Source organism: Rugamonas sp. FW305-51 (genome assembly GCF_058786935.1).
This window is the reverse complement of sequence record NZ_JBYSZG010000011.1, coordinates 104,042-124,801: the sequence shown is the minus strand read 5'-3', so window position 1 is coordinate 124,801 and position 20,760 is coordinate 104,042. Positions and strand designations below refer to the sequence as shown.

At 68.7% G+C, this 20,760-nt stretch carries 17 protein-coding genes; 6 read left to right on the top strand and 11 right to left on the bottom strand.

Annotation, left to right across the window (positions count from 1 at the left end):
- Positions 1-120: 120 nt before the first annotated feature.
- The 4 genes from AC3WOS_RS10540 to pal all read right to left on the bottom strand — a co-directional run bounded on the left by AC3WOS_RS10540 (position 121) and on the right by pal (position 4,485).
- Complete coding sequence (locus AC3WOS_RS10540) at positions 121-1,827, bottom strand: ClcB-like voltage-gated chloride channel protein (RefSeq protein ID WP_492715884.1); 1,707 nt, start codon at positions 1,825-1,827, stop codon at positions 121-123.
- The gene (locus AC3WOS_RS10535) at positions 1,824-3,131 is read right to left on the bottom strand and encodes an ATP-binding protein (RefSeq protein WP_492715883.1); all 1,308 of its coding nucleotides are present in this window, start codon (positions 3,129-3,131) and stop codon (positions 1,824-1,826) included. The genes AC3WOS_RS10540 and AC3WOS_RS10535 overlap by 4 nt, the downstream gene beginning before the upstream one ends.
- The gene (locus tag AC3WOS_RS10530) at positions 3,128-3,790 is read right to left on the bottom strand and encodes a response regulator (RefSeq protein ID WP_492715882.1); all 663 of its coding nucleotides are present in this window, start codon (positions 3,788-3,790) and stop codon (positions 3,128-3,130) included. Before AC3WOS_RS10530 ends, AC3WOS_RS10535 begins: the two co-directional genes overlap by 4 nt.
- A gap of 170 nt (positions 3,791-3,960) precedes the next feature.
- Positions 3,961-4,485 (bottom strand): peptidoglycan-associated lipoprotein Pal, encoded by a 525-nt coding sequence (pal, locus tag AC3WOS_RS10525; protein ID WP_492715881.1) that lies wholly within the window; start codon positions 4,483-4,485, stop codon positions 3,961-3,963.
- Between the two features lie 279 nt (positions 4,486-4,764).
- Between pal and pstS the strand changes: the two genes are divergently transcribed.
- On the top strand, positions 4,765-5,808 hold the full coding sequence (pstS, locus tag AC3WOS_RS10520; RefSeq protein WP_492715880.1) for a phosphate ABC transporter substrate-binding protein PstS: 1,044 nt from the start codon (positions 4,765-4,767) through the stop codon (positions 5,806-5,808).
- 53 nt (positions 5,809-5,861) lie between these two features.
- Here the strand turns inward: pstS and AC3WOS_RS10515 are convergent, their stop codons facing one another.
- A complete protein-coding gene (locus tag AC3WOS_RS10515; RefSeq protein ID WP_492715879.1) occupies positions 5,862-7,415 on the bottom strand; it encodes a sigma-54 interaction domain-containing protein in 1,554 nt (517 codons plus the stop codon).
- 211 nt (positions 7,416-7,626) lie between these two features.
- On the opposite strand from AC3WOS_RS10515, the gene AC3WOS_RS10510 reads away from it, so the two are divergent.
- The 3 genes from AC3WOS_RS10510 to AC3WOS_RS10500 all read left to right on the top strand — a co-directional run bounded on the left by AC3WOS_RS10510 (position 7,627) and on the right by AC3WOS_RS10500 (position 11,125).
- Positions 7,627-8,511, top strand: a complete 885-nt coding sequence (locus AC3WOS_RS10510; protein WP_492715878.1) for an MBL fold metallo-hydrolase — start codon at positions 7,627-7,629, stop codon at positions 8,509-8,511.
- A gap of 33 nt (positions 8,512-8,544) precedes the next feature.
- Positions 8,545-10,215: a bifunctional protein tyrosine phosphatase family protein/NAD(P)/FAD-dependent oxidoreductase gene (locus tag AC3WOS_RS10505; protein WP_492715877.1), complete on the top strand. Its 1,671-nt coding sequence runs from the start codon at positions 8,545-8,547 to the stop codon at positions 10,213-10,215.
- Between the two features lie 112 nt (positions 10,216-10,327).
- Positions 10,328-11,125: a sulfite exporter TauE/SafE family protein gene (locus AC3WOS_RS10500; RefSeq protein ID WP_492715876.1), complete on the top strand. Its 798-nt coding sequence runs from the start codon at positions 10,328-10,330 to the stop codon at positions 11,123-11,125.
- Between the two features lie 136 nt (positions 11,126-11,261).
- On the opposite strand, the gene AC3WOS_RS10495 is transcribed toward AC3WOS_RS10500, so the two are convergent.
- Together AC3WOS_RS10495 and speB are read right to left on the bottom strand one after the other, a co-directional pair.
- The gene (locus tag AC3WOS_RS10495) at positions 11,262-12,407 is read right to left on the bottom strand and encodes a polyamine ABC transporter substrate-binding protein (RefSeq protein ID WP_492715875.1); all 1,146 of its coding nucleotides are present in this window, start codon (positions 12,405-12,407) and stop codon (positions 11,262-11,264) included.
- Positions 12,408-12,460: 53 nt separating this feature from the next.
- Positions 12,461-13,429, bottom strand: a complete 969-nt coding sequence (speB, locus tag AC3WOS_RS10490) for an agmatinase (RefSeq protein ID WP_492715874.1) — start codon at positions 13,427-13,429, stop codon at positions 12,461-12,463.
- Positions 13,430-13,557: 128 nt separating this feature from the next.
- Here speB and AC3WOS_RS10485 point away from each other — a divergent pair, with 128 nt between their 5' ends.
- Together AC3WOS_RS10485 and AC3WOS_RS10480 are read left to right on the top strand one after the other, a co-directional pair.
- Complete coding sequence (locus AC3WOS_RS10485) at positions 13,558-14,442, top strand: LysR substrate-binding domain-containing protein (RefSeq protein WP_492715873.1); 885 nt, start codon at positions 13,558-13,560, stop codon at positions 14,440-14,442.
- Positions 14,439-15,773 (top strand): MFS transporter, encoded by a 1,335-nt coding sequence (locus AC3WOS_RS10480; RefSeq protein WP_492715872.1) that lies wholly within the window; start codon positions 14,439-14,441, stop codon positions 15,771-15,773. The genes AC3WOS_RS10485 and AC3WOS_RS10480 overlap by 4 nt, the downstream gene beginning before the upstream one ends.
- Positions 15,774-15,783: 10 nt before the next feature.
- Here AC3WOS_RS10480 and AC3WOS_RS10475 read toward each other — a convergent pair whose 3' ends face one another.
- From AC3WOS_RS10475 to xylG, 4 genes are read right to left on the bottom strand one after another with little or no spacing between them, the layout of a single operon-like run.
- Positions 15,784-16,794 (bottom strand): aldose epimerase family protein, encoded by a 1,011-nt coding sequence (locus tag AC3WOS_RS10475; protein WP_492715871.1) that lies wholly within the window; start codon positions 16,792-16,794, stop codon positions 15,784-15,786.
- Positions 16,795-16,803: 9 nt separating this feature from the next.
- Positions 16,804-18,012: a XylR family transcriptional regulator gene (locus tag AC3WOS_RS10470; RefSeq protein WP_492715870.1), complete on the bottom strand. Its 1,209-nt coding sequence runs from the start codon at positions 18,010-18,012 to the stop codon at positions 16,804-16,806.
- Positions 18,013-18,045: 33 nt separating this feature from the next.
- A complete protein-coding gene (locus AC3WOS_RS10465; protein ID WP_492715869.1) occupies positions 18,046-19,188 on the bottom strand; it encodes a sugar ABC transporter permease in 1,143 nt (380 codons plus the stop codon).
- Complete coding sequence (gene xylG / locus AC3WOS_RS10460; RefSeq protein WP_492715868.1) at positions 19,185-20,738, bottom strand: D-xylose ABC transporter ATP-binding protein; 1,554 nt, start codon at positions 20,736-20,738, stop codon at positions 19,185-19,187. The genes AC3WOS_RS10465 and xylG overlap by 4 nt, the downstream gene beginning before the upstream one ends.
- Positions 20,739-20,760: the final 22 nt, after the last annotated feature.

Here is a 20,760-nt window from a genome sequence, read left to right as displayed (position 1 = left end):
CATGCCGGAAAATTCGTACTCTACCTCCACGACGAGCGAACACGCTTCAAATCGACATATATTTTTTAGTTTTTTAAAAATATTTTTTAACAGCCAATTTGTCGTGGACAAAATGACAGCTCAACCACCCGCCACCGGGTCGCGGAACAGCAACACCAGATCGGTCTTGGTGAGGTAGCCCAGCAGATGGCCGGCCCCGTCCAGCACCGGCAGGCGCTCGCCCGGATGGGTGGCAAACGTCTCCATGACCTGCCAGGCGGGCGCCGTATCGCGCACCCGCGGGTAATCGATGCGCAGCAGCGACGACGGCCAGGGTGTGGCCAGGTCGGCCCCGGCCTGCAGCAGCGGGGCGAAGTCGTGCAGCGAAACGGCGCCCGCGAACACGCCTTCACCGTCCACCACATATACGTGTTGCCAGCGGCGGCGCTGGAACAGGGCCGCCAGCTCGCCCACGCTGGTCCCCAGCCCGATCACGGGCGGATCGACGCACAGCAGGTCGGCCGCCATGGCCAGCATGGGCGCGTGCCCGGCCCGGCCCGGGGCGGCGTAGATGGAACGCGCATGCAGCACGCGCGAGATGGTGTAGGCCAGCACGCAGGCCGCCATCAACGGCACCACCACGCTGTAGCTTTCCGTCATTTCAAACAGCATCAACACCGACATCAGGGGCGCGTGGGTGCAGGCGGCCAGGAAGGCGCCCATGCCCACCGCCACGGCGGCCGGCACCGGTATCAGGCCGGGCCACAAGGCATGCAGCGCGCCGCCACACAGCGCGCCCAGCACAGCCCCCGTGAACAGGGTGGGCGTGAAAATGCCGCCCACGGCGCCCGAGCCCGTGGTGGCGGCCACCGCCAGCAGCTTGAACGCCAGCACGGCCAGCAAGGCCTGCCACGCCCAGCCGCCCTGCAGGATGGCGTTGACGACGCTGTAGCCGTTGCCCCACACGGCCGGCTGGGCCAGCGACAGCAGCCCCACCAGCAGGCCGCCCGCGCCCAGCTTGCACCACAGGGGGCTGTGCCAGCGCGCGAACAGGCGGCGCGCGTAATCGAGCAGGGCCAGATAGGGCGGCGCCAGCAGGCCGGCCAGCACGCCCACCGCGGCCAGCGCCAGCGTGTCGGCCCCGTGGCCCAGCAGCAGGACCGGCATGTGGTAGACGGGCGCGAAATCGGTCACCGTGCTGACCACCACGTTGGCCGCCACGGCCGCCACGATCAGCGGCCCCAGGCTTTCGATGGCCAGCGAGCGCAGCACGATTTCGGCCACGAACATGGCGCCTGCGATGGGCGCGTTGTAGGCGGTGGCGATGCCGGCCGCGGCGCCACAGGCCACATACAGGCGCCGGCGCGGCACGGGCACGTTGCGCCAGCGCCCGATCAGGGCCCCGCACAGGGCGGCCAGTTGTACCATCGGCCCTTCGCGCCCGATGGCGCCGCCGCCGGCCACGGTGGCCGCCGACGACAGGGCCCGCAGCAGCGAGGCGCGCGCGCCCAGGTCGCCGCTGCCCAGCGCCACCGCTTCCATGTAGTCGCCGCCCTTGTCCTGCTCCGGCTGGCGCCGGGCCCAGGCCAGCAGCAAGCCGGCCAATACCCCGCCCACGGCCGGCGCCAGCAGCCGCTGCCAGCCCGGCAGGCCGGCCGCGATGTGCACCAGGCTGCCGCTGCGGTCGCCGTAGGCCAGCCGTTCAACCAGCAGGATCGTGGCCCGGAAACCGATGGTGGCCAGCGCGCCCAGCACGCCGATGGCGCCGGCCACGGCCAGGGTGCGCTGCGCGGCCAGCGGCCGCAGGCGCGCCAGCAAGCCATCGCGCCAGCGCGGCGGGCCGTTCATGGCGGGGCGGGACGAAACAGCACTTTGACCACCAGCCCGCCGTGCGCGGAATTGCGCAATTGCAGCTCGGCGCCCAGGTGAAGCACCACGGCCTGCACGATGGCCAGGCCCAGGCCGCTGCCATTTTCGCTGCTGCCGGGCACCCGGTAGAAGCGGTCCGTCACGCGCGCCAGGTCCGCCTCGGGGATGCCGGGGCCGGAATCGGCGATGGTCAGCACGCCCTGCGTGCCGCGCCGCTCGACGCCGATGGTGACGGCGCCATGGGGCGGCGTGTAGCGCACGGCGTTGTCGAGCAGGTTGCGCAGCAATATCATCAGGCTGTCGGCGTCGGCCTGCACGGCCACGGGCGAGGCGTCCAGGAAGCTCAGCTCGACCCCCTTGCCGCTGGCGAACGGGGCCACCTCGGCGATGGCGGCGCTGGCGTACTGCACCAGGTCGACGCTGGCGTCGCCGGCACTGGCCTGGCTCAGCGCGTCCTGGCGGGCCAGCCCCAGCAGCTGCTCGACCATGCGGCTGCTGCGGGCGATGGCCCCGGCCAGCGCCGCCAGCGAGGCCTTGCGGGCCGCCTCCGGCTGGCTGCGGCCCAGCATCTGGATCTGCACCTGCAGCACCGTCAGCGGCGAACGCAGCTCGTGGGCCGCGTCGGCCACGAACTGGCGCTGCGAGGCGATGGCGTCGCGCACCTTGCGCAACAATTCGTTGATGGCGTCGATCAGGGGCATGATTTCGCGCGGCGCCTGCGAGCAGTCCACCTGCTCCAGCGCCTGGGCGTCGCGCTGGGCGATCTGGCGCTGCACGGCCGCCAGCGGGCGCAGCGCCACCGACACGATCCACCACATGGCGCCCAGCAGCACCACCGCCATCAGCAGGATGGGCCACAGCGTGTTGAGCGCCAGCGCGATGGCCTCCTGGCGGCGGGCCGACATCTTCTGCGCCACCTGCACCAGGCCGCCGTCGAAGGCGGCCGCGTAGATCCGCCACTCGCCGTTGGCCATGGTGACGGTGGAATAACCGAGCGCGGCGCGGCGCGGCAGCTCGCGGTGTTCGCGCTGCTGGTAGACCGTCATTTCATCGTGGCGCCAGCGCTGGATCACCAGGTCGTACTCGAGCGGATATTCGCGGTACGCTTCCGGCACCTGGCCCTGCATCTGGCCCAGGGTGCTGGCGATGCGCTGCAGCTGGGCGTCGAACAGGCGGTTGGTCTGGGCCAGCGAGGCGCTGAAGGTGGCGGCGAACTGGATGCCGCTGACGGCCACGATCAGCACGCCCAGCAACAGCAGCAGGCGGCTGCGGATGCCGTTCATGAGCTTTTGGGCACCATGTAGCCCAGGCCGCGCACGTTGATGATGGCGTCCGGCCCCAGCTTGCGGCGCAGGCTGTGGATGTGCACTTCGACCACGTTGCTGTCGACGTCGGCCACGCTGCCGTACAGCGCCAGCTCGATCTTGGCGCGCGAGTAGATCATGCCGGGGCGCGACACCAGGAGGTCGACGATGGCCCATTCCTTGGCCGACAGCGCCACCGGCTGGCCGTCCACCGTGGCCTGGCGCGCGTCCGTGTCCAGCGCCAGGCTGTTGTGCTGGTAGGCCAGCTGCTGGCGCCCGCGTGCGCGCCGCACCAGGGCGCGCACGCGCGCCAGCAATTCGTCGCAATCGAACGGTTTGACCAGGTAGTCGTCGGCGCCCGCGTTCAGGCCCTGCACCCGGTCGGCGATGGTGTCGCGCGCCGTCAGGATCAGCACCGGCACGTCGTGGCGGGCCGCGCGCAAGGCCTTGAGCACGTCCAGGCCGTCGCGGCTGGGCAGCGACAGGTCGAGCAGGACGGCGTCGTAGCCGCCGCCGTCGAGCAGCGCCTCGGCGCCGGCGCCGTCGCGCCGCCATTCGACCAGGATGTCTTCGCTGGCCAGCGCCTGGCGCACGCTGTCGCCGATCAGGGCGTCGTCCTCTATCAACAGCACGTGCATGGCCGGCCGGGCTCCTTCAAAAAAAAAGGCCGGGTCCTGCGCCGTTCCCGGCGCGCGGACGCGGCTGGGGGCGGGAACCCGGCGGTCTGTGATGGGGCCGTGTCAGGCAGTCGCCGGCACGGCCCCGCACACCGCGCGCGCCGCCTGGCGGCCTGCGCGCGGCAGCGACATCAAGGATACACGATGTCGGCGCGGCGGTTCTGCGACCAGGCCGCTTCGTTGTGGCCGTCGGCCTTGGGCTTTTCCTTGCCGAAGCTGACCGCCTCGACCTGGGCTTCCTTGGCGCCCTGCACGATCAGGACCTTCTTGACGGCTTCGGCACGCTTCTGGCCCAGGGCCAGGTTGTATTCGCTGCTGCCGCGCTCGTCGGAATTGCCTTCCACTCGCACCTTGATGCCGGCGGCGGTGGACAGGAACTTGCCGTGGGCCGTCAGGGCCGTGTCGTACACGGGCTTGACGGTGTAGTTGTCGAAGTCGAAGAACACGCTGCGTTCCTTGTACAGGATGTTGCTCGGGTCCTTGTACGGTGGCAGCACGGGCGCCGGGGCGACGACGGCGGCGACCGGCTTGGCCGCTGCCGGCTGCGGCGCGGCGACGGGAGCGGCCGGCGCGGCCGGTGGCGGGGTGGTGGCGCAGGCGCCGAGCAGCGCGGCGGCAGCGGCGCACATCAGGATATTTTTCATGGGGGTGGTCATCTTCGTTTTGCTTAGTTTTGGATTACGTCCGATACGCACCAGAGCGCGTTTGGCCTTGTGAGCTTCTTGTGCCGCCGGCAAACTGCAGCCATACCACGGCGGCGTCATTATGCCCAGCCCAGCTTAACTCCCACTTAATTTTCAGGGCGCGGCCGCGGCCGGCCCGCAATCGGCGTCTTTTTTCGCTGCGCCCAGCAACGGCGGGCGCAATGTCATGCCATTGTCACAATCAATGCCTAGAATTCGGCGCTTTCCACCCCGTTCCGTAGAGGACTTAAAATGCGCATCAACACCGTACTGAAGACCATGACCGCCATCATCGGCGCGACCGTTGCCCTGTCCTCCGCCTCGGCCGCCGACATGACCGGCGCCGGTTCCACCTTCGCCTATCCGATCGCCGCCAAGTGGGCCGAAGCCTACAAGCAAATCAGCGGCAATGGCCTGAACTACCAGTCCATCGGTTCGGGCGCCGGCATCAAGCAGATCAAGGCCAAGACCGTGGACTTCGGCGCCTCCGACATGCCGCTGTCGGCGGAAGAACTGGACAAGGAAGGCCTGATCCAGTTCCCCGTCATCATGGGCGGCGTGGTGGCCGTGGTCAATCTCGATGGCGTGGCCCCGGGCCAGCTGAAACTGAACGGCCAGGTGCTGGCCAATATCTACCTGGGCAAGATCACCAAGTGGAACGACAGCCAGATCGCGGCCCTGAACGCGGGCGTCAAGCTGCCGGCCGAAGACATCACCGTGGTGCACCGCGCCGACGGTTCGGGCACCTCCTTCCTGTTCACCGACTACCTGTCCAAGGTCGACGCTGAATTCAAGTCCACCGTGGGCGCCGGCACGGCCGTCAAGTGGCCGGTGGGCGTGGGCGGCAAGGGCAACGAAGGCGTGGCCGCCAACGTGCAGCGCATCAAGGGTTCGATCGGCTACGTGGAATTCGCCTACGCCAAGAAGAACAAGATGGGCTACACCCAGCTCAAGAACAAGGATGGCCAGTTCGTGCAGCCGACCGACGACAGCTTCAAGGCCGCCGCCTCGGGCGCCGACTGGGCCAAGACCCCAGGCTTCGCCGTGGTCGTGACCGACCAGCCGGGCAAGGCCGCCTGGCCGATCACGGGCGCCACCTTCGTGCTGATGCACAAGACCCAGGCCGACGCCGCCAAGGGCAAGGAAGTGCTGAAGTTCATCGACTGGGCCTACAAGAACGGCGCCGGCATGGCCACCGAACTCGATTACATTCCGATGCCGGCCCCGGTCGTGACCCTGATCGAAGGCGCATGGAAGATGCAGATCAAGGACAGCGCCGCCAAGGCCATCTGGTAAGCCGCTTTAACGCGTAACGCCGGCGGGGGCTGGCCTGGGCATGGCTTAGCCTCTCAGGCCAGCCCCTGTGCTTTCAGACGCCGGTACAGGGTGCGCTCGCTCATGCCCAGGTGAGAGGCCAGCTCGCTGCGGGTGCCGCGGAAAGCCGCCACGGTGCGGGCAAAGTCCGCCGCGCCGTCATCCGGTGCTGGCGCGCCTGCGACTGTGCCTGCGACCGTGCCTGCGGCTACGCCCGCGCCAGCACCCGCCGCTCCCGCGCCCGCGCCAGCCATCGAAGTCGTACCCGCACCCGCCGCTTCCACGCCTGCGGCGCAAGGCGCCCCCGGCGTTGGCAACGCAGACCATCCCGACACCATCACCGGCACGCCGGGCGCCGGCTCATCCCAGTGTGGCAGGTGGGCCACCCGTATCATGCCGTCGTCCGCGAACAGGCGCGCCCGTTCCAATACATTGCGCAACTCTCGGATATTGCCGGGCCAGTCGTGCCGTTGCAGCGCTTCCAGCGCGGCCGGCTCGATGGCCAGCCGCGGCTGCCCAGGCACGGCCCGCTGCAGGAAGGAATGCACCAGCAGCGGAATGTCGTCGCGCCGCTCGCGCAGCGCTGGCAGCCGGATCGGGAAGGCACTGATGCGGTAGTACAGGTCGGGCCGGAACTGCCCCTGCGCCATCATCTGGCGCAGCGGCTTGTGGGTGGCCGCCACCAGCCGGAAATTGGCATGCTGGGTGTCGATGCCCCCCACCCGCCGGTAGGTGCCCGACTCGATCAGCCGCAGCAGCTTGACCTGCATGGCCAGCGGCACGTCGCCTATCTCGTCAAGGAACAGGGTGCCGCCCTGGGCCGTCTCCACCAGTCCCTGCTTGCGCGCCGTGGCGCCCGTGAAGGCGCCCTTCTCGTGGCCGAACAATTCGCTCTCGAACAGCGTCTCCGTCAAGCCCGAGCAATCGACCACCACGAACGGCCCGCCGGCCCGGCCGCTGGCCTCGTGCACGGCGCGTGCGAACAATTCCTTGCCGGTGCCCGATTCGCCCAGCAGCAGCACCGGCAGCATGGACGGCGCCACCCGCTGCAGCGCGGCCAGCGCCTGGTTGAAGGCGGCCGAACGCCCCACCAGCCCGGCGCCGCTGGGCCGGGCCGAGGCACTGCGCACCAGCGTCAGGCGCTCGACATAGGCCGCGATCTCGCCCTGCGCGTCGAGGATGGGCCGCAGCTCCACTTCCACATGTTCGGGGCCGCGCGGCGTATGGTGGATGTGCAGCACCCGGTCCGGCCCGCGCGACAGGCGCGCCTGGCGCATGGGGCAATGCTCGCCGGCCTGGTCGCACGGCACATCGTAATGGTGCGAGATGCGGTAGCACTTCTGGCCCAGGTAGGGCGCGTCCACGCTGCCGAACTGGCGCTGGTAGGCGATGTTGGCGGCCAGGATGTTGTAGTCCGGATCGAGCACGATCATGGGCTGCGACTCGTGCTGCAGGAACGACACCAGGGCCTGGACCTGGGGCGCGGTGGGCGTGTTTTCAACGGCGATCGGGATGGTGGGGTGCATGGCGGCTCCGGACGATATCGCTACTGTGCCACAGATGGGGCGGCACTGCCATAAAACCACCATCAAACTGCCACATTACTGCCAAATACTGCCAAATATTGCCGCCGCGCTGCCAACCCGCTTCAGGCGGCCGCTACGCTGGCCGATGGCGCCTGCCCGGCACCTCGAATTTCCTTGATTCAAATCAATGACTTATGGGAAGCAATTGTCCTGAATAAACCCCTGGCACGCAAATTGCGGAATGTACGCCATCACATCCATAAGGAGACCGGCCATGACCACCACCGCCCAGCTGCAAGTCGAAGGCTTTTTCGACCCCGCCACCTCGACCGTCAGCTATCTGCTGCTCGACAGCGCCAGCAAGCAATGCGCGCTGGTCGACAGCGTGCTCGATTACGACCACAAGGCCGGCCGCACCTCCACCCATTCGGCCGACCGCCTGATCGAACGCGTGCGCGAACTGGGCGCCAGCGTGCAATGGATACTGGAGACCCACGTGCATGCCGACCACCTGTCGGCCGCCCCCTACCTGCAGCAGCAGCTGGGCGGCCAGATCGGCATCGGCAAGCTGGTGACGACGGTGCAGCAAGTGTTCGGCAAACTGTTCAACGCCGGCGCCGACCTGCGCCGCGACGGCAGCCAGTTCGACCACCTGTTCGCCGACGGCGACACGTTCGAGGTGGGCGGCCTGCAATGCCGCGCCATGCACACGCCCGGCCACACGCCGGCCTGCATGACCTACGTCGTCACGGACGGCCGCCAGACCGGCGCCTTCGTCGGCGACACCCTGTTCATGCCCGACTACGGCACGGCGCGCTGCGACTTCCCCGGCGGCGACGCGCGCACCCTGTACCGCTCCATCAACCGCGTCCTGAGCATGCCGGCCGACACCCTGCTCTACATGTGCCACGACTACAAGCCGGGCGGACGTGAAGTGCTGTTCATCAGCACCGTGGCCGACCAGCGCGAACTGAACATCCACGTACGCAACGGCATCAGCGAGGAGGAATTCGTGGCCATGCGCAGCGCCCGCGACGCCACCCTGGACATGCCGGCCCTGCTGCTGCCGTCGGTGCAGGTCAACATGCGCGCCGGCCACTTCCCCGAGCCGGAAGATAACGGCATGCGCTACCTGAAGATCCCCCTCAACGCACTCTAATTAAAACGCCACGACCGGCACGGAGACCACCACATGACCATACAAAAGCTGGCGCCAGGCCTGGCCGTCGCGCCCCAGATCCAGCCCGCCGACCTGGCGCGGCTGGCGCGGGACGGCTACCGCACCATCATCTGCAACCGCCCCGACGGCGAGGCCGGCGACCAGCCCGTGTTCGCCCAGATCGCCCAGGCGGCGCGCGAACACGGCCTGGAAGCCCATTACCTGCCGGCCGAATCGGGCAAGGTCACCGATGAGCAAGGCATCGTCTTCGGCCAGCTGCTGGCCAGCGTACCCAAGCCGGTGCTGGCCTACTGCCGCACGGGCATGCGCTCGACCACCATGTGGGCCCTGGCGCAGTCGGGCGCTCAGCCCCTGCCCCAGCTGCTGGCCGCCGCCGCCGCCGCCGGCTACGACCTGAAAGGCGTGGTGCGCCGCATCGCCAACCATGGCCGCACCCCGGTCGAGGTGGCCGAGGCCGAACACACGGTGGTCATCATCGGCGGCGGCGCGGCCGGCATCGCCACCGCCGCCAGCCTGCTGGCCCGCGCGCCGGAGCTGGACGTGGCCATCATCGACCCGGCCGACGTCCACTACTACCAGCCCGGCTGGACCCTGGTGGGCGCTGGCGTGTTCGACGCCGCCTCCACGGCCCGCACCATGGCCGCCACCATTCCCCGCGGCGTACACTGGATCAAGGCCGCCGTGGCCGCGTTCGAGCCGGAGCGCAACGCCGTGATCCTGGACGGCTGCCGCGTGGTGCGCTACCAGCAGCTGGTGGTGTGCCCCGGCCTGAAACTGAACTGGCAAGGCGTGGACGGCCTGGCCGAGACGCTGGGCCGCAACGGCGTGAGCTCCAACTACCTGTACCACCTGGCGCCCTACACCTGGCAGCAGATCCAGCTGCTGCGCGGCGGACGTGCCCTGTTCACCCAGCCGCCCATGCCCATCAAATGCGCCGGCGCGCCGCAAAAAGCCATGTACCTGGCGGCCGACTACTGGCGCCGGCAGGGCCGGCTCGACAACATCAATATCGACTTCTGCAGCGCCGGCGCGGCCCTGTTCGGCGTGGCCGACTACGTGCCGGCCCTGATGGAATACGTGCACCAGTACGACATCAACCTGCGCCTGGGCGAAACGCTGACGGCCGTCGACGGCCCGGCGCGGCGCGCCACCTTCACGCGCGCGCGGGCCGACGGCAGCAAGGAACTGGTCACGCGCGAGTTCGACCTGCTGCACGCCGTACCGCCCCAGACCGCGCCGGACTTCGTGCGCGTCAGCCCCCTGGCCGACGCCGCCGGCTGGGTCGAAGTGGACCCGGGTTCGCTGCGCCACAAGCGCTACCCCAACGTCTACGGCCTGGGCGACGCCTGCAACACGACCAACGCCAAGACGGCCGCCGCCGCCCGCAAACAGGCGCCCGTGGTGGCGCACAACGTGCTGACGGCGATGGGCAAGGGCAACGGCGTGGCCCAGTACGACGGCTACGGCTCCTGTCCGCTGACGGTGGAACGGGGCAAGATCGTGCTGGCCGAATTCACCTACGGCGGCAAGCTGGCGCCCAGTTTCCCGCGCTGGCTGATCGACGGCACCCGCCCCTCGCGCCTGGCCTGGCTGCTCAAGGAACGCATCCTGCCGCCGCTGTACTGGAAAGGCATGCTCAAGGGCCGCGAATGGCTGGCCACGCCGGAATTGACAGACCAATGAGCGCGCCCTTCCCGCAACGGCGGCCTGGCTGCGGCCGCCGCACTGCCAGCAGTGCAACGCGCGCCGCAGTGCACGCACGTGGCGCCGCCCCGCAACGACGCAAGGAGGCCGCATGCTGACCACCTTGCTGCTCGGCCTGGGCATCGGCATCATCCTGGCGCTGACGGGCGCCGGCGGCGGCATCCTGGCCGTGCCGGCGCTGGTGTTCGGCGCCCACCTGAGCATGGCGCAGGCCGGTCCCGTGGGCCTGCTGGCCGTAGGCCTGGCCGCCGCCCTGGGCGCCGTGCTGGGACTGAAGGCGGGCACGGTACGCTACCGTGCCGCCACCCTGATGGCCGGCGCCGGCATCGTGTGCGCCCCGGCCGGCCTGTGGCTGGCGCAGCGCAGCCCGAACCGTCCGCTCAGCGTGGCCTTCGCCATGGTGCTGCTGCTGGTGGCGTGGCGCGGCTACCGGCGTACCCTGCCTTCGGCCGCCGCGCCGGAGCATCACACGCTGCCGCCCACCTGCCGCACCGACTCGATGCGCGGCCGCCTGGTCTGGACCGCCCCTTGCGCCCGCGCGCTGACGCTCACGGGCATGGTGGCAGGCGCCCTGTCCGGCCTGCTGGGCGTGGGCGGCGGCTTCGTCATGGTGCCGGCCCTGCAGCGCTACACGGACTTGCGCATGCAGTCGGTGGTGGCCACTTCGCTGGCCGTGATCGCCCTCGTGTCGATTTCCGGCGTGACGGCCAGCGCGCTGGCCGGCCACCTGCAATGGGCGGTCGCCATGCCGTTCTCCGCCGGCGCCGCGGCCGGCATGCTGGGCGGACGGGTGCTGGCCGAACGCATGGCCGGGCCGGCGTTGCAACGGGGCTTCGCGCTGCTGTCGGCCGCCGTGGCGCTGGCCATGATCGCCAAGGCTGCCGGTTAAGCCAGCTCCACGCGGACGGCGCCGGCGGACGGCTGCCGGCCGCCGTCCGCACTTGCGCCGCCCTTCCGCCGCCGCCCGCCTTGTGTCGTCGCGCCGCGCTCCGTCCGCCATCCGTCCGCCTGCCTGCGTGCCGGCCCTACAAGCCGCTCTTGAAGCTGGTGTAAGCCCGCACCATGGCCCGCCGTACATCATTGTTGAGCAACTCCGGCATGGCCATGCGTTCCATATCGGCCGGCGGCAGGAACACCGTGCGGTTGTCGGCGATTTCCTTCTTCACGTACTTGATGCTGGCCAGGTTGGCGTTCGCGTAGAACACCTTGTTGGTCTGGCTGGCATGCACCTCCGGCCGCATGATGAAATTCATGAACAGCAGCGCATTGCCGGGATGGGGCGCGTCGGCCGGGATGGCCAGCGTGTCGAGCACCAGCATGGCGCCGTGGCGCGGCACCAGCGCTTCGATCCGGTTGCCGGTCTTGCCGTCGATGGCGCGCTGGCGGGCGATGTTGATGTCGCCCGACCAGCCCAGCGCCACGCAGATGGCGCCGTTGGCCAGGTCGTTGATATAGCCGACCGAACTGAATAGCGCAATGTAGGGCCGCACCTGCTTGAGCATGCGGGCCGCGTCCTGGTAATCGGCGCTGTTGCGCGAATATGGCGGCTTGCCCAGGTAGGCCAGCGCCGGCGGCATCACGTCGGACGGCGCATCGACGAACGACACCCCGCACGACTTGAGCCTGGCCATGTACTTGGGATCGAACACCAGGTCCCAGGGGTTGTCCGGCATGGGCATGCCGGCCAGCGCCGCCGCCACCTTGTCCACGTTGATGCCGACCGTCGTGTAACCCCACAGCCAGCTCACCAGGTGCTCGTTGCCGGGATCGAGCCGGGCCAGGCGCGCCTGCAGCGCCGGATCCATATTGGCCAGGTTGGGCAGCTTGCTCTTATCAAGCTTGCGCAGCAGGCCGCCCTGGATCTGCATCCCGGCCCACAGCGCCGACGGCACCACGATGTCGTAGCCGGAGCGGCCCGCCACCAGCTTGGCGTGCAACGTCTCGTTGCCGTCGAAGTAGTCGAGGCGGACCTTGATGCCGGTTTCCTTCTCGAAGTTCTTCACCGTGTCGTCGGCCATGTACTCGGCCCAGTTGTAGATGTTGAGAACCTTGTCCTCCTGCGCCTGCGCCGGCACTGCTACACCGGCAGCAGCCAGCGCACCCCACAGCGCCGCCACTGCGGCGCGCCGGCCCAAGCGCCCTGCACGCTCACCTCTTGTTTGCTTCCCCATGCCGTCCTCCCTCGCCCAGATAGATTGACAGTGCTTGCGCAATAACGCCGCGCTCAAGCGCCCTTGGCCGCGACCTTCTGGTTGCGCAGCACGCACAGCATGTCCGCCGCCAGGTGCGCGGCGGCCAGCGCCGTGATCTCGCTGTGGTCGAACGGCGGCGCCACTTCCACCACGTCCATGCCCACCAGGTTGAGCGGCCCCATGGCGCGCACCAGCGCCAGCGCCTGGGCCGACGTCAGGCCGCCCGGCACCGGCGTACCCGTGCCGGGCGCATAGGCCGGATCGAGACAGTCGATATCGAACGTCAGGTAGGCCGGGCGCTGGCCGACGATGGACAGGATGCGTTCCATGGTGGCGGCCGTGCCGTTGGCGTGGACCCACGGCGCATCGATCACGTTAAAGCCCATGAAGTCCTCGTTCCAGGTGCGGATGCCCACCTGCACCGACGTGGCCGGATCGACCAGCCCTTCCTTGACGGCCTTGTAGAACATGGTGCCGTGGTTGAGCGAATCAGGATTGTCGTCGGCCCAGGTGTCGCAGTGGGCGTCGAAATGGATCAGCGACAGCGGCTTGCCGTACTTTTCCGCATGGGCCTTCAGAAGCGGATAGGTGATGAAATGGTCGCCGCCGAAGGTCAGCATCTTGGCGCCGCTGGCGAGAATCGTGCGGGCATGCTCCACGATGGCCGGCACGATGGTCAGCGGGTTGTGGGCGTCGAACCAGCAATCGCCGTAATCGATCACGGCCAGGTCCTCGAAGGGATCGAAGCCCCACGGGAACGGCATCAGCTCGGCCAGCTGCACGCTGGCGGCACGCACGGCGGCCGGTCCCAGGCGCGCGCCGGGGCGGAAGGTGGTCGACAGGTCGAGTGGAATGCCGGAGATGGCCACGTCCACGCCGTCGAGATTGCGGCTGTAGTTGCGGCGCATGAAACTGAGTACGCCGGCATAGGTGTTTTCCGGATTGCTGCCGTACAGCGACTGGCGGCGAATGGCGCCGTCGCCCTTGATTTCTGCACTCATGAATGCTCCTGTTATGAATTGTTGAAATGGATGGTGTAGCGGTGTTTCTCTGACATCCATTCTGCAAGGGATGCCCTGCCGTGTAAAATGAACGATATTGTTCAACTCATTAGTTTTTTTCATACCTTATGAAAAAACGCCTGCCCCCGCTGCAAAGCCTGCTGGCCTTCGAAGCCACCGCCCGCCTGGGCAGTTTTTCCAAGGCGGCGCTGGAACTGGCGCTGACCCAGTCCGCCATCAGCCACCAGATCCAGAACCTGGAGCAGTGGGTGGGCCAGGCCCTGTTCAGCCGGCTGGGACGGGGCGTGAAACTGACGGCGGCCGGAGAGCTGTTCAGCCAGACCGTGCGCAACGCGCTCAAGACACTGCGCGACGGGCGCGAGCGGATCGAGCCCTATCGCAATCCCGACTCCGTGCTGCTGGCCTGCGGCGCCGATTTCGCGGCCGGCTGGCTGACGCCGCGCCTGCGCCAACTGCGCGAGCGGCATCCGGCGCTGGAAGTGTGGCTGATCACCAAGGACGAGCTGCGCGAGATCGACCGCATCGACGTCGACCTGATTATTTCAAACGAAGACTTAAGCAGTGAACAGATGCGCTCCGTGCCGCTGCTGGACGACCACGCCCTGGCCGTGTGCGGCCCGCAGCTGGCACAGCGGCTGGACCGGCTGCCCTTTCCCGACGTGCTGGCGGCCGCGCCCCTCATCATCGACGAGCATTACCCGCAATGGGCGCCCTGGCTGGCCGACCATAAACTGGCGACGGCGCGCGCCATCACGCTGGACGACGCCCGGTTGCAGCTGGACGCGGCGCGCGACGAACTGGGTATCGCCATGGTGTCGCGCCTGGTGGCCGACGGCGCCCTGCGGCGCGGTGACGTGTGCGCACTGGCGCAAGTGCCGGGCATGGCCCTGCCCGGCCTGTGGCTGACCAAATCCACGCTGGCGCCGCGCACGCCGGCCGTGCAGCTGGCGTTCGACTGGCTGCGCGACATCAGCGGGAGCGTGGCAAAATGACCGGGCACGAAAAAGACCAGGCCGGGGCCGACGAGCCGGCCGCCACCCGGGCAGGCGAGTCGATACACGATGCCGACGAGGCGTCCGCCCCCCGCGCCGGCACAACGCTGCCCGGCCGCCTGCTGCTGCCGGCCGGCGCCAGCGCCTCCGCCCTGCCCCTGCTGCAAGGCCGCGCGCTGCGGGCGTTTGCCGACGGCTATGTCGCCGTGCTGCTGCCGGCCTACCTGATCGCGCTCGGGCTGGGCACATGGCAAGTGGGCTTGCTGGCCACCGCCACCCTGCTTGGCTCGGCATTGGCCACGCTGGCCATCGGCGCCTGGGGCCACCGTTTCCATCACGGCCGCCTGCTGCTGGCGGCGGCCGTCCTCATGACGGCGACCGGCTTCACCTTCGCGGCCTGCTCGACCTTCTGGCCGCTGCTGCTGGTCGCCTTCCTCGGCACGCTCAATCCCAGCTCGGGCGATGTGAGCCTGTTCCTGCCGCTGGAACATGCCAGGATCGCCGAGGCGGCCGACGGCGACAGCCGCACGGCCTTGTTCGCCCGTTACAGCCTGCTGGGCTCCCTGCTGTCGGCCTGCGGTGCGCTGGCCGCGGCGCTGCCGGGCCAACTGTCGGCATGGGCCGGCTGGTCGCCGCTGGCCGCCCTGCGCTGCATGTTCGTGCTGTATGGCCTGATCGGCGCGCTGGTATGGCTGCTCTACCGCCGCCTGCCCAAGGCGCATGAGGAAGTGCGCAAGGCGCCGGCGCCGCTCGGTCCCTCGCGCGCCATCGTGATCCGGCTGGCCGCGCTGTTCTCGGTCGACTCGTTCGCCGGCGGCCTGGTGGTCAACGCATTGCTCGCCCTGTGGCTGTTCAAGCGCTTTGACATGTCGGTGGCGGCGGCGGGCCAGTTCTTCTTCTGGTCCGGCCTCTGCTCGGCCGCATCCCAGCTTGCCGCGCCCCGCCTGGCAAAGCGCATCGGGCTGCTCAACACCATGGTCTACACCCATATCCCGGCCAGCATCTGCCTGATCGCGGCGGCCTTCACACCCGGCCTCGGTATGGCGCTGGGACTGTTGATCGTGCGCTCGCTGCTGTCGCAGATGGACGTCCCGGCGCGCAGCGCGTTCGTCATGTCGGTAGTCACGCCCGGCGAGCGGGCGGCGGCAGCCAGCTTCACGCTGGTGCCCAAGAGCCTGGCCTCGGCCGCCGCGCCCACCATCGGCGGCGCCCTGCTCGCGGCCGGCCTGCTTGCCGCACCGCTGGTCGCCTGCGGCGTGCTGAAGATCGCCTACGACGTGACGATCTGGCGCAGCTTCCGCAAAATCCGCACGGCGCCCGAAGCGTCGTAACGGCGCGCGCTCAGCCTCCCGCCTGCACGCCCAGCCGGTACACCGTCGTTTGCCGGTACTGCTGGCCGGGCCGCAGCACCACCGCCTGCATGGCCGGTCCGTTGATCTGGTTCGGATAGGCATGCGCTTCCAGGCAGAAGCCGTCATGGATAGCGTACGGCCGCCCCGCCTTGCCCGGCACGCCGGCCAGGAAATTCCCGCTGTAGAACTGCAGGCCCGACTCGGTAGTGCTGACCGTCAGTTCGCGTCCCGACGCCGGGTCGTACACCCAGGCCACCTCGCGCAAGCCGCCGCCCGGTTCCAGGCAATAGCAATGGTCGAAACCGCGGTATTGCGCCAGCTGCGGCTCCGGCCAGTCCAGCCGCGCGCCTATGGGTGCCGCGTGGCGGAAGTCGAAGGCGCTGCCGGCCACGGATGCCGGCTGGCCAAGCGGAATGAGCCCGCCGTCGACGGGCAGATAGTGGTCGGCGGCGATGCGTAGCAAATGGTCGCCGATGCCCGCCACGCCGCCGTTCAGGTTGAAGTAGCCGTGCGACGTGAGGCTGACCGGGGTCGGCGCATCCGTACGGGCCGTGTAGTCGATACGCAGGCTGCCGTCGTCGTCCAGCCGGTAGCCCACCTGCACGTCGAGGTTGCCCGGGTAGCCGCCCGCACCGTCCGGCGACAGGTGGCGCAGCAGCAGGCCGCCGTCGTCCGGCTCCGCCTGCCAGTGCGCCAGGTGCAGCCCCACCCGGCCGCCGTGCAGGTGATGGTCGCCGTCGTTGCGGTCGAGCGGATACAGTTCGCCGTCGAGCGTGAAGGCGGCGCCGGCGATGCGGTTGGCGCAGCGCCCCAGCAGCGCACCGAAATAGGGCGCGTTGGCCGCGTAGCCCTGCTCGTCCGGGAAGCCCAACAAGACATCGGCCACCTTGCCGTAGCGGTCGGGCGCGTGCCAGGAACGCAAGGTGCCGCCCAGCGCGCTGATGGTCACGCGCATGCCGGCCGCATTGCGCAAGGTGTACAGGTCGGGGGAGATGGTCATGGGCGTTCTTCAGGCGGAGGGGACAAGGGAAGTCTGGACGAGCGCGGCGGCGGCGCGCTCCTGGTATTCGCGCGGCGTGCATCCGAGCTCGCGCTTGAATACGGCGTGCAGGTATTGCACCGTGGTGAAGCCGCAGCGGACGGCGATGTCGGCGATGTTACCGCCTTCGTGTGCCAGCATGGCCTTGGCCGCGTCGAGCTTGAAGTGCAGGATTTCATCGTGCACGCTGCGCCCCAGCTCCTGGCGAAAATGCGACTCCAGCGAGGAGCGCGACACGCCCACGTAATCGGCCACCTGCCCGGTCTTGATGCCCTGGCAGGCGTACTGGCGGATGAAGTGGCGCGCCTGCATCACGTGCGGGTGCTGGCAAGGCTGGTGGTTGCTGGAGGCCAGCACGTTGAGGCCGGCCGGGGGCACCAGGATGCGGGTGCCGTCCAGCCGCGCGCCGTTCAGCATCTGGTGCAGCAGGTGGGCGGCCGTGCGCCCCATTTCGTGGGTGCCCTGGATCACGGAACTGAGCGGGATGCGGGTCAGCATGCGCGCCATCGGGTCGTTGTCGATGCCGATTACGGCCACCTGCTCGGGCACGGCGATGCCGGCCCGCATGCAGGCCTGCATCAGCTGGCGCGCCCGCGCGTCGCTGACGGCGATGATGCCGATCGGCTTGGGCAGGCTGTGCAGCCACGCGATCTGGCCCTCGACCGCCTCGTCCCACGACGGCGCGCTGGTGCTCACGCCGCGGTACACCAGCGGGGCGATGCGGTCGCGCCGCATCAGGGCGCAAAACGCTTGTTCGCGCTGCTGGGCCCAGCGGTTGACGGCCGCCTCGGGCAGGCTGAAGCAGGCAAAGCGGCTCAGCCCCGCCTCGATCAGGTGCTCGTAGGCCAGCTTGATCAGTTTGAAGTTGTCGGTCGCCACATAGGGCACCCGCGCCGGATAGTCCGCCTCGTCCTGGTAGGAGCCGCCCACGGCCACCACCGGCAGCGCCGTGCGTTCGAGCGCCGCGCACACGGCCGGGTCGTCGAAGTCGGCGATGATGCCGTCGCCGCGCCAACGTTCGATGCCCGGCAGGCGGCAGCGGAAATCCTCCTCCAGGTACAAGTCCCACGACACGCGCGTGCTGTTCAAATAGGCAGCGATGCCGGCGATAATTTCGCGGTCATAGATCTTGTTGCCGTTAAACAGCAAGGCGATCGTGTGCGCGGTGGGCATCTTCATCAGCGTCTCTCCCGGTGGCGGCCTGGCGGCAGGTCAGCGGCGGGCCGTCCTGGTACTGACGTCGACCCATACCGCGATCGTGAGAATACTGCCTTTGACGATCATCTGCCAGTAAGTATCGACGTCCAGCATCGACATGCCGTTATCCAGGCTGGCCATGACGAGGGCGCCGATCAGGGCGCCATACACGGTGCCGGCGCCGCCCCGCATCGAGGTGCCGCCGATGAAGCAGGCGGCGATGGCATCGAGTTCGCTGAAGGTGCCGGCCGACGGCGAACCGGCCGCCAGCCGGCCGGTATTGATCAAGCCGGCCAGCGCGCACATCAGCCCCATGATGCCGAAGATCCACAGCTTGACTGCGCGCACGTCGATACCCGACAGGCGGGTCGCCTCCATATTGCTGCCGACGGCGTAAATGCGGCGGCCGAACACGGTCTGCGTCGTCATGTAGGTAAAGCCGCCCAGCAGCGCCAGCAACAGCAGCACCGGCAGCGGTATGCCTTCGTAACCGTTGAGGGTGCGCACGAAGACGAACAGCAGCGCGCCCGTCAACAGCACGCGGGCCGCGTCGCGCCACAGCGGCGGCTGCGCCAGCCCGTGCAGGGCGCGCCCGGCGCGCTGGTGCCACGCCAGCACGCCGGCCAGCGCGAACAGGGCCCAACCCAGCGCAACGCCCGCCGCTGCCGGCAGATAGGCCTGGCCCAGTTGCACCAGGCCGTTAGAGACGGGCGCCACCGTGATGCCGCCCGTCACGCCCAGCAGCACGCCGCGGTAGGTCAGCATGCCGCCCAGGCCGACGATGAACGAGGGGATGCCGCGGTAGGCCGTCAGGTAGCCGTTGAACAGGCCCAACAACAAGCCGCAGGCCAGCACCAGCACCAGGTTCAAGGCCAGCGGCAAATGCTGGCTGACGTCGAGCACGGCGGCCACGCCGCCCAGCAGCCCCAGCAGGGAGCCGACCGACAGGTCGATCTCGCCGGCGATAATCACCAGCACCATGCCGCAGGCCAGGATGCCGGTGACCGACATTTGCCGCAGCAGGTTGGACAGGTTGCGCGGCGAGACGAATCCGCCCTCCGTCCTGGTGTAAAAGAAGGCCCAGATCAGCGCGATGGCGATCCCCAGCGCCAGCATCTTGTACTGGCTGAACAATTGTTTGATGTTGTTGTTTTTCATGCCACCGTTCCCATTTGGTCGTTGCCGGGCGCCTGGTCCAGCGCGGCGGCCAGCACCATTTCCTGCGTTAAGTCCTGATTGATGAAATCGCCCCGCAGGCGGCCCTCGCCCATCACCAGCACGCGGTCCGACACGCCCAGCACCTCGGCCAGCTCGGACGAGACCATGATGATGGCCACCCCTTGCGCCGCCAGTTCCAGCATCAGCTTGTAGATTTCGTACTTGGCGCCCACGTCGACCCCGCGCGTGGGCTCGTCGAGGATCAGCACCCGCGGCCGCGTCAACAGCATCTTGGCCAGCACGGCCTTTTGCTGGTTGCCGCCCGACAGGCTGGTGATCGGCAAGGCGGGACTGGCCGTCTTCAGCCCCAGCTGCGCGATCTGCTCGCGCACGGCGCCGCCCTCGGCGTTGGCATCGATCCGGGTGGCGCGGGCAAAGCGCCCCAGCACCGCCAGCGTGATGTTCTGGCCGACGTCGAGATCGGCCACGATGCCGTGCTGCTTGCGGTCTTCCGGCACCAGCGCCAGGCCGGCGCGGATCGCCTTCATGGGCGTGCTGCTGTCGATCTGGCGCCCGTCCAGCCACACCTGCGCCTCGCAGCGCCCCGGATAGGCGCCGAACAGCGCCGACACCAGTTCGGTGCGGCCGGCCCCCACCAGGCCGGCCACGCCCAGGATCTCGCCGCGGCGCAGCGAGAACGACACGTCGTCCACCCGCTTGCGGCGCGGATTGTCCACGTCGTAGCAGGTCACGTTGCGCGCCTCGAACAGCAGCTCGCCCGGCGTGTGGCGCGCCGGCGGATACATCTGGCTCATTTCACGCCCGACCATCTGGGCGATGATGCGCTCCACGTTCATCTCGCGCATCGGCGTGGTGGCGATATGCTGGCCGTCGCGGATGACGACGATGGTGTCGCAAATGGCCGCCACCTCGTCGAGCTTGTGCGAGATGTAGATGCAGGTCACGCCCTTGGCCTTGAGCGCCGCGATCAATTCCAGCAGCACGGCGATCTCGGACGCCGTTAGCGACGACGAGGGTTCGTCCAGGATCAGCAGCCTGGCGTCCTTGTTGAGCGCCTTGGCGATTTCGACCAGCTGCTGGTGGCCGCCGCCGTAGTGCATCACCGGCAGCGCCACATTCATGTCGGGGATCTTCAATTCGCGCAGCAGTTCGTCGGCGCGGCGGTACATGGCCGGATAATCCATGCGGCCGCCCGGCAGCGTCAGTTCGCGGCCCATAAAAATGTTTTCGGCCACGGACAACTGCGGCACCAGCATCAGCTCCTGGTGGATGATGACGATGCCGGCCGCCTCGGTGTCGCGGATCGATTGCGCGCGCAGCGGCTGGCCGCGCCACAGGATCTCGCCGTCCCAGCTGCCGTGCGGGTAGACGCCGGACAGCACTTTCATCAGGGTCGACTTGCCGGCGCCGTTCTCGCCGCACAAGCCGATGCACTCGCCGGGCCGGACCTGGATGTCGATCCCGTTGAGCGCGCGGACGCCGCCAAACTGCTTGACGATGCCCTTCATTTCGAGCAAATAATCGGACATGCTGACTCTCGTAGAAATACGT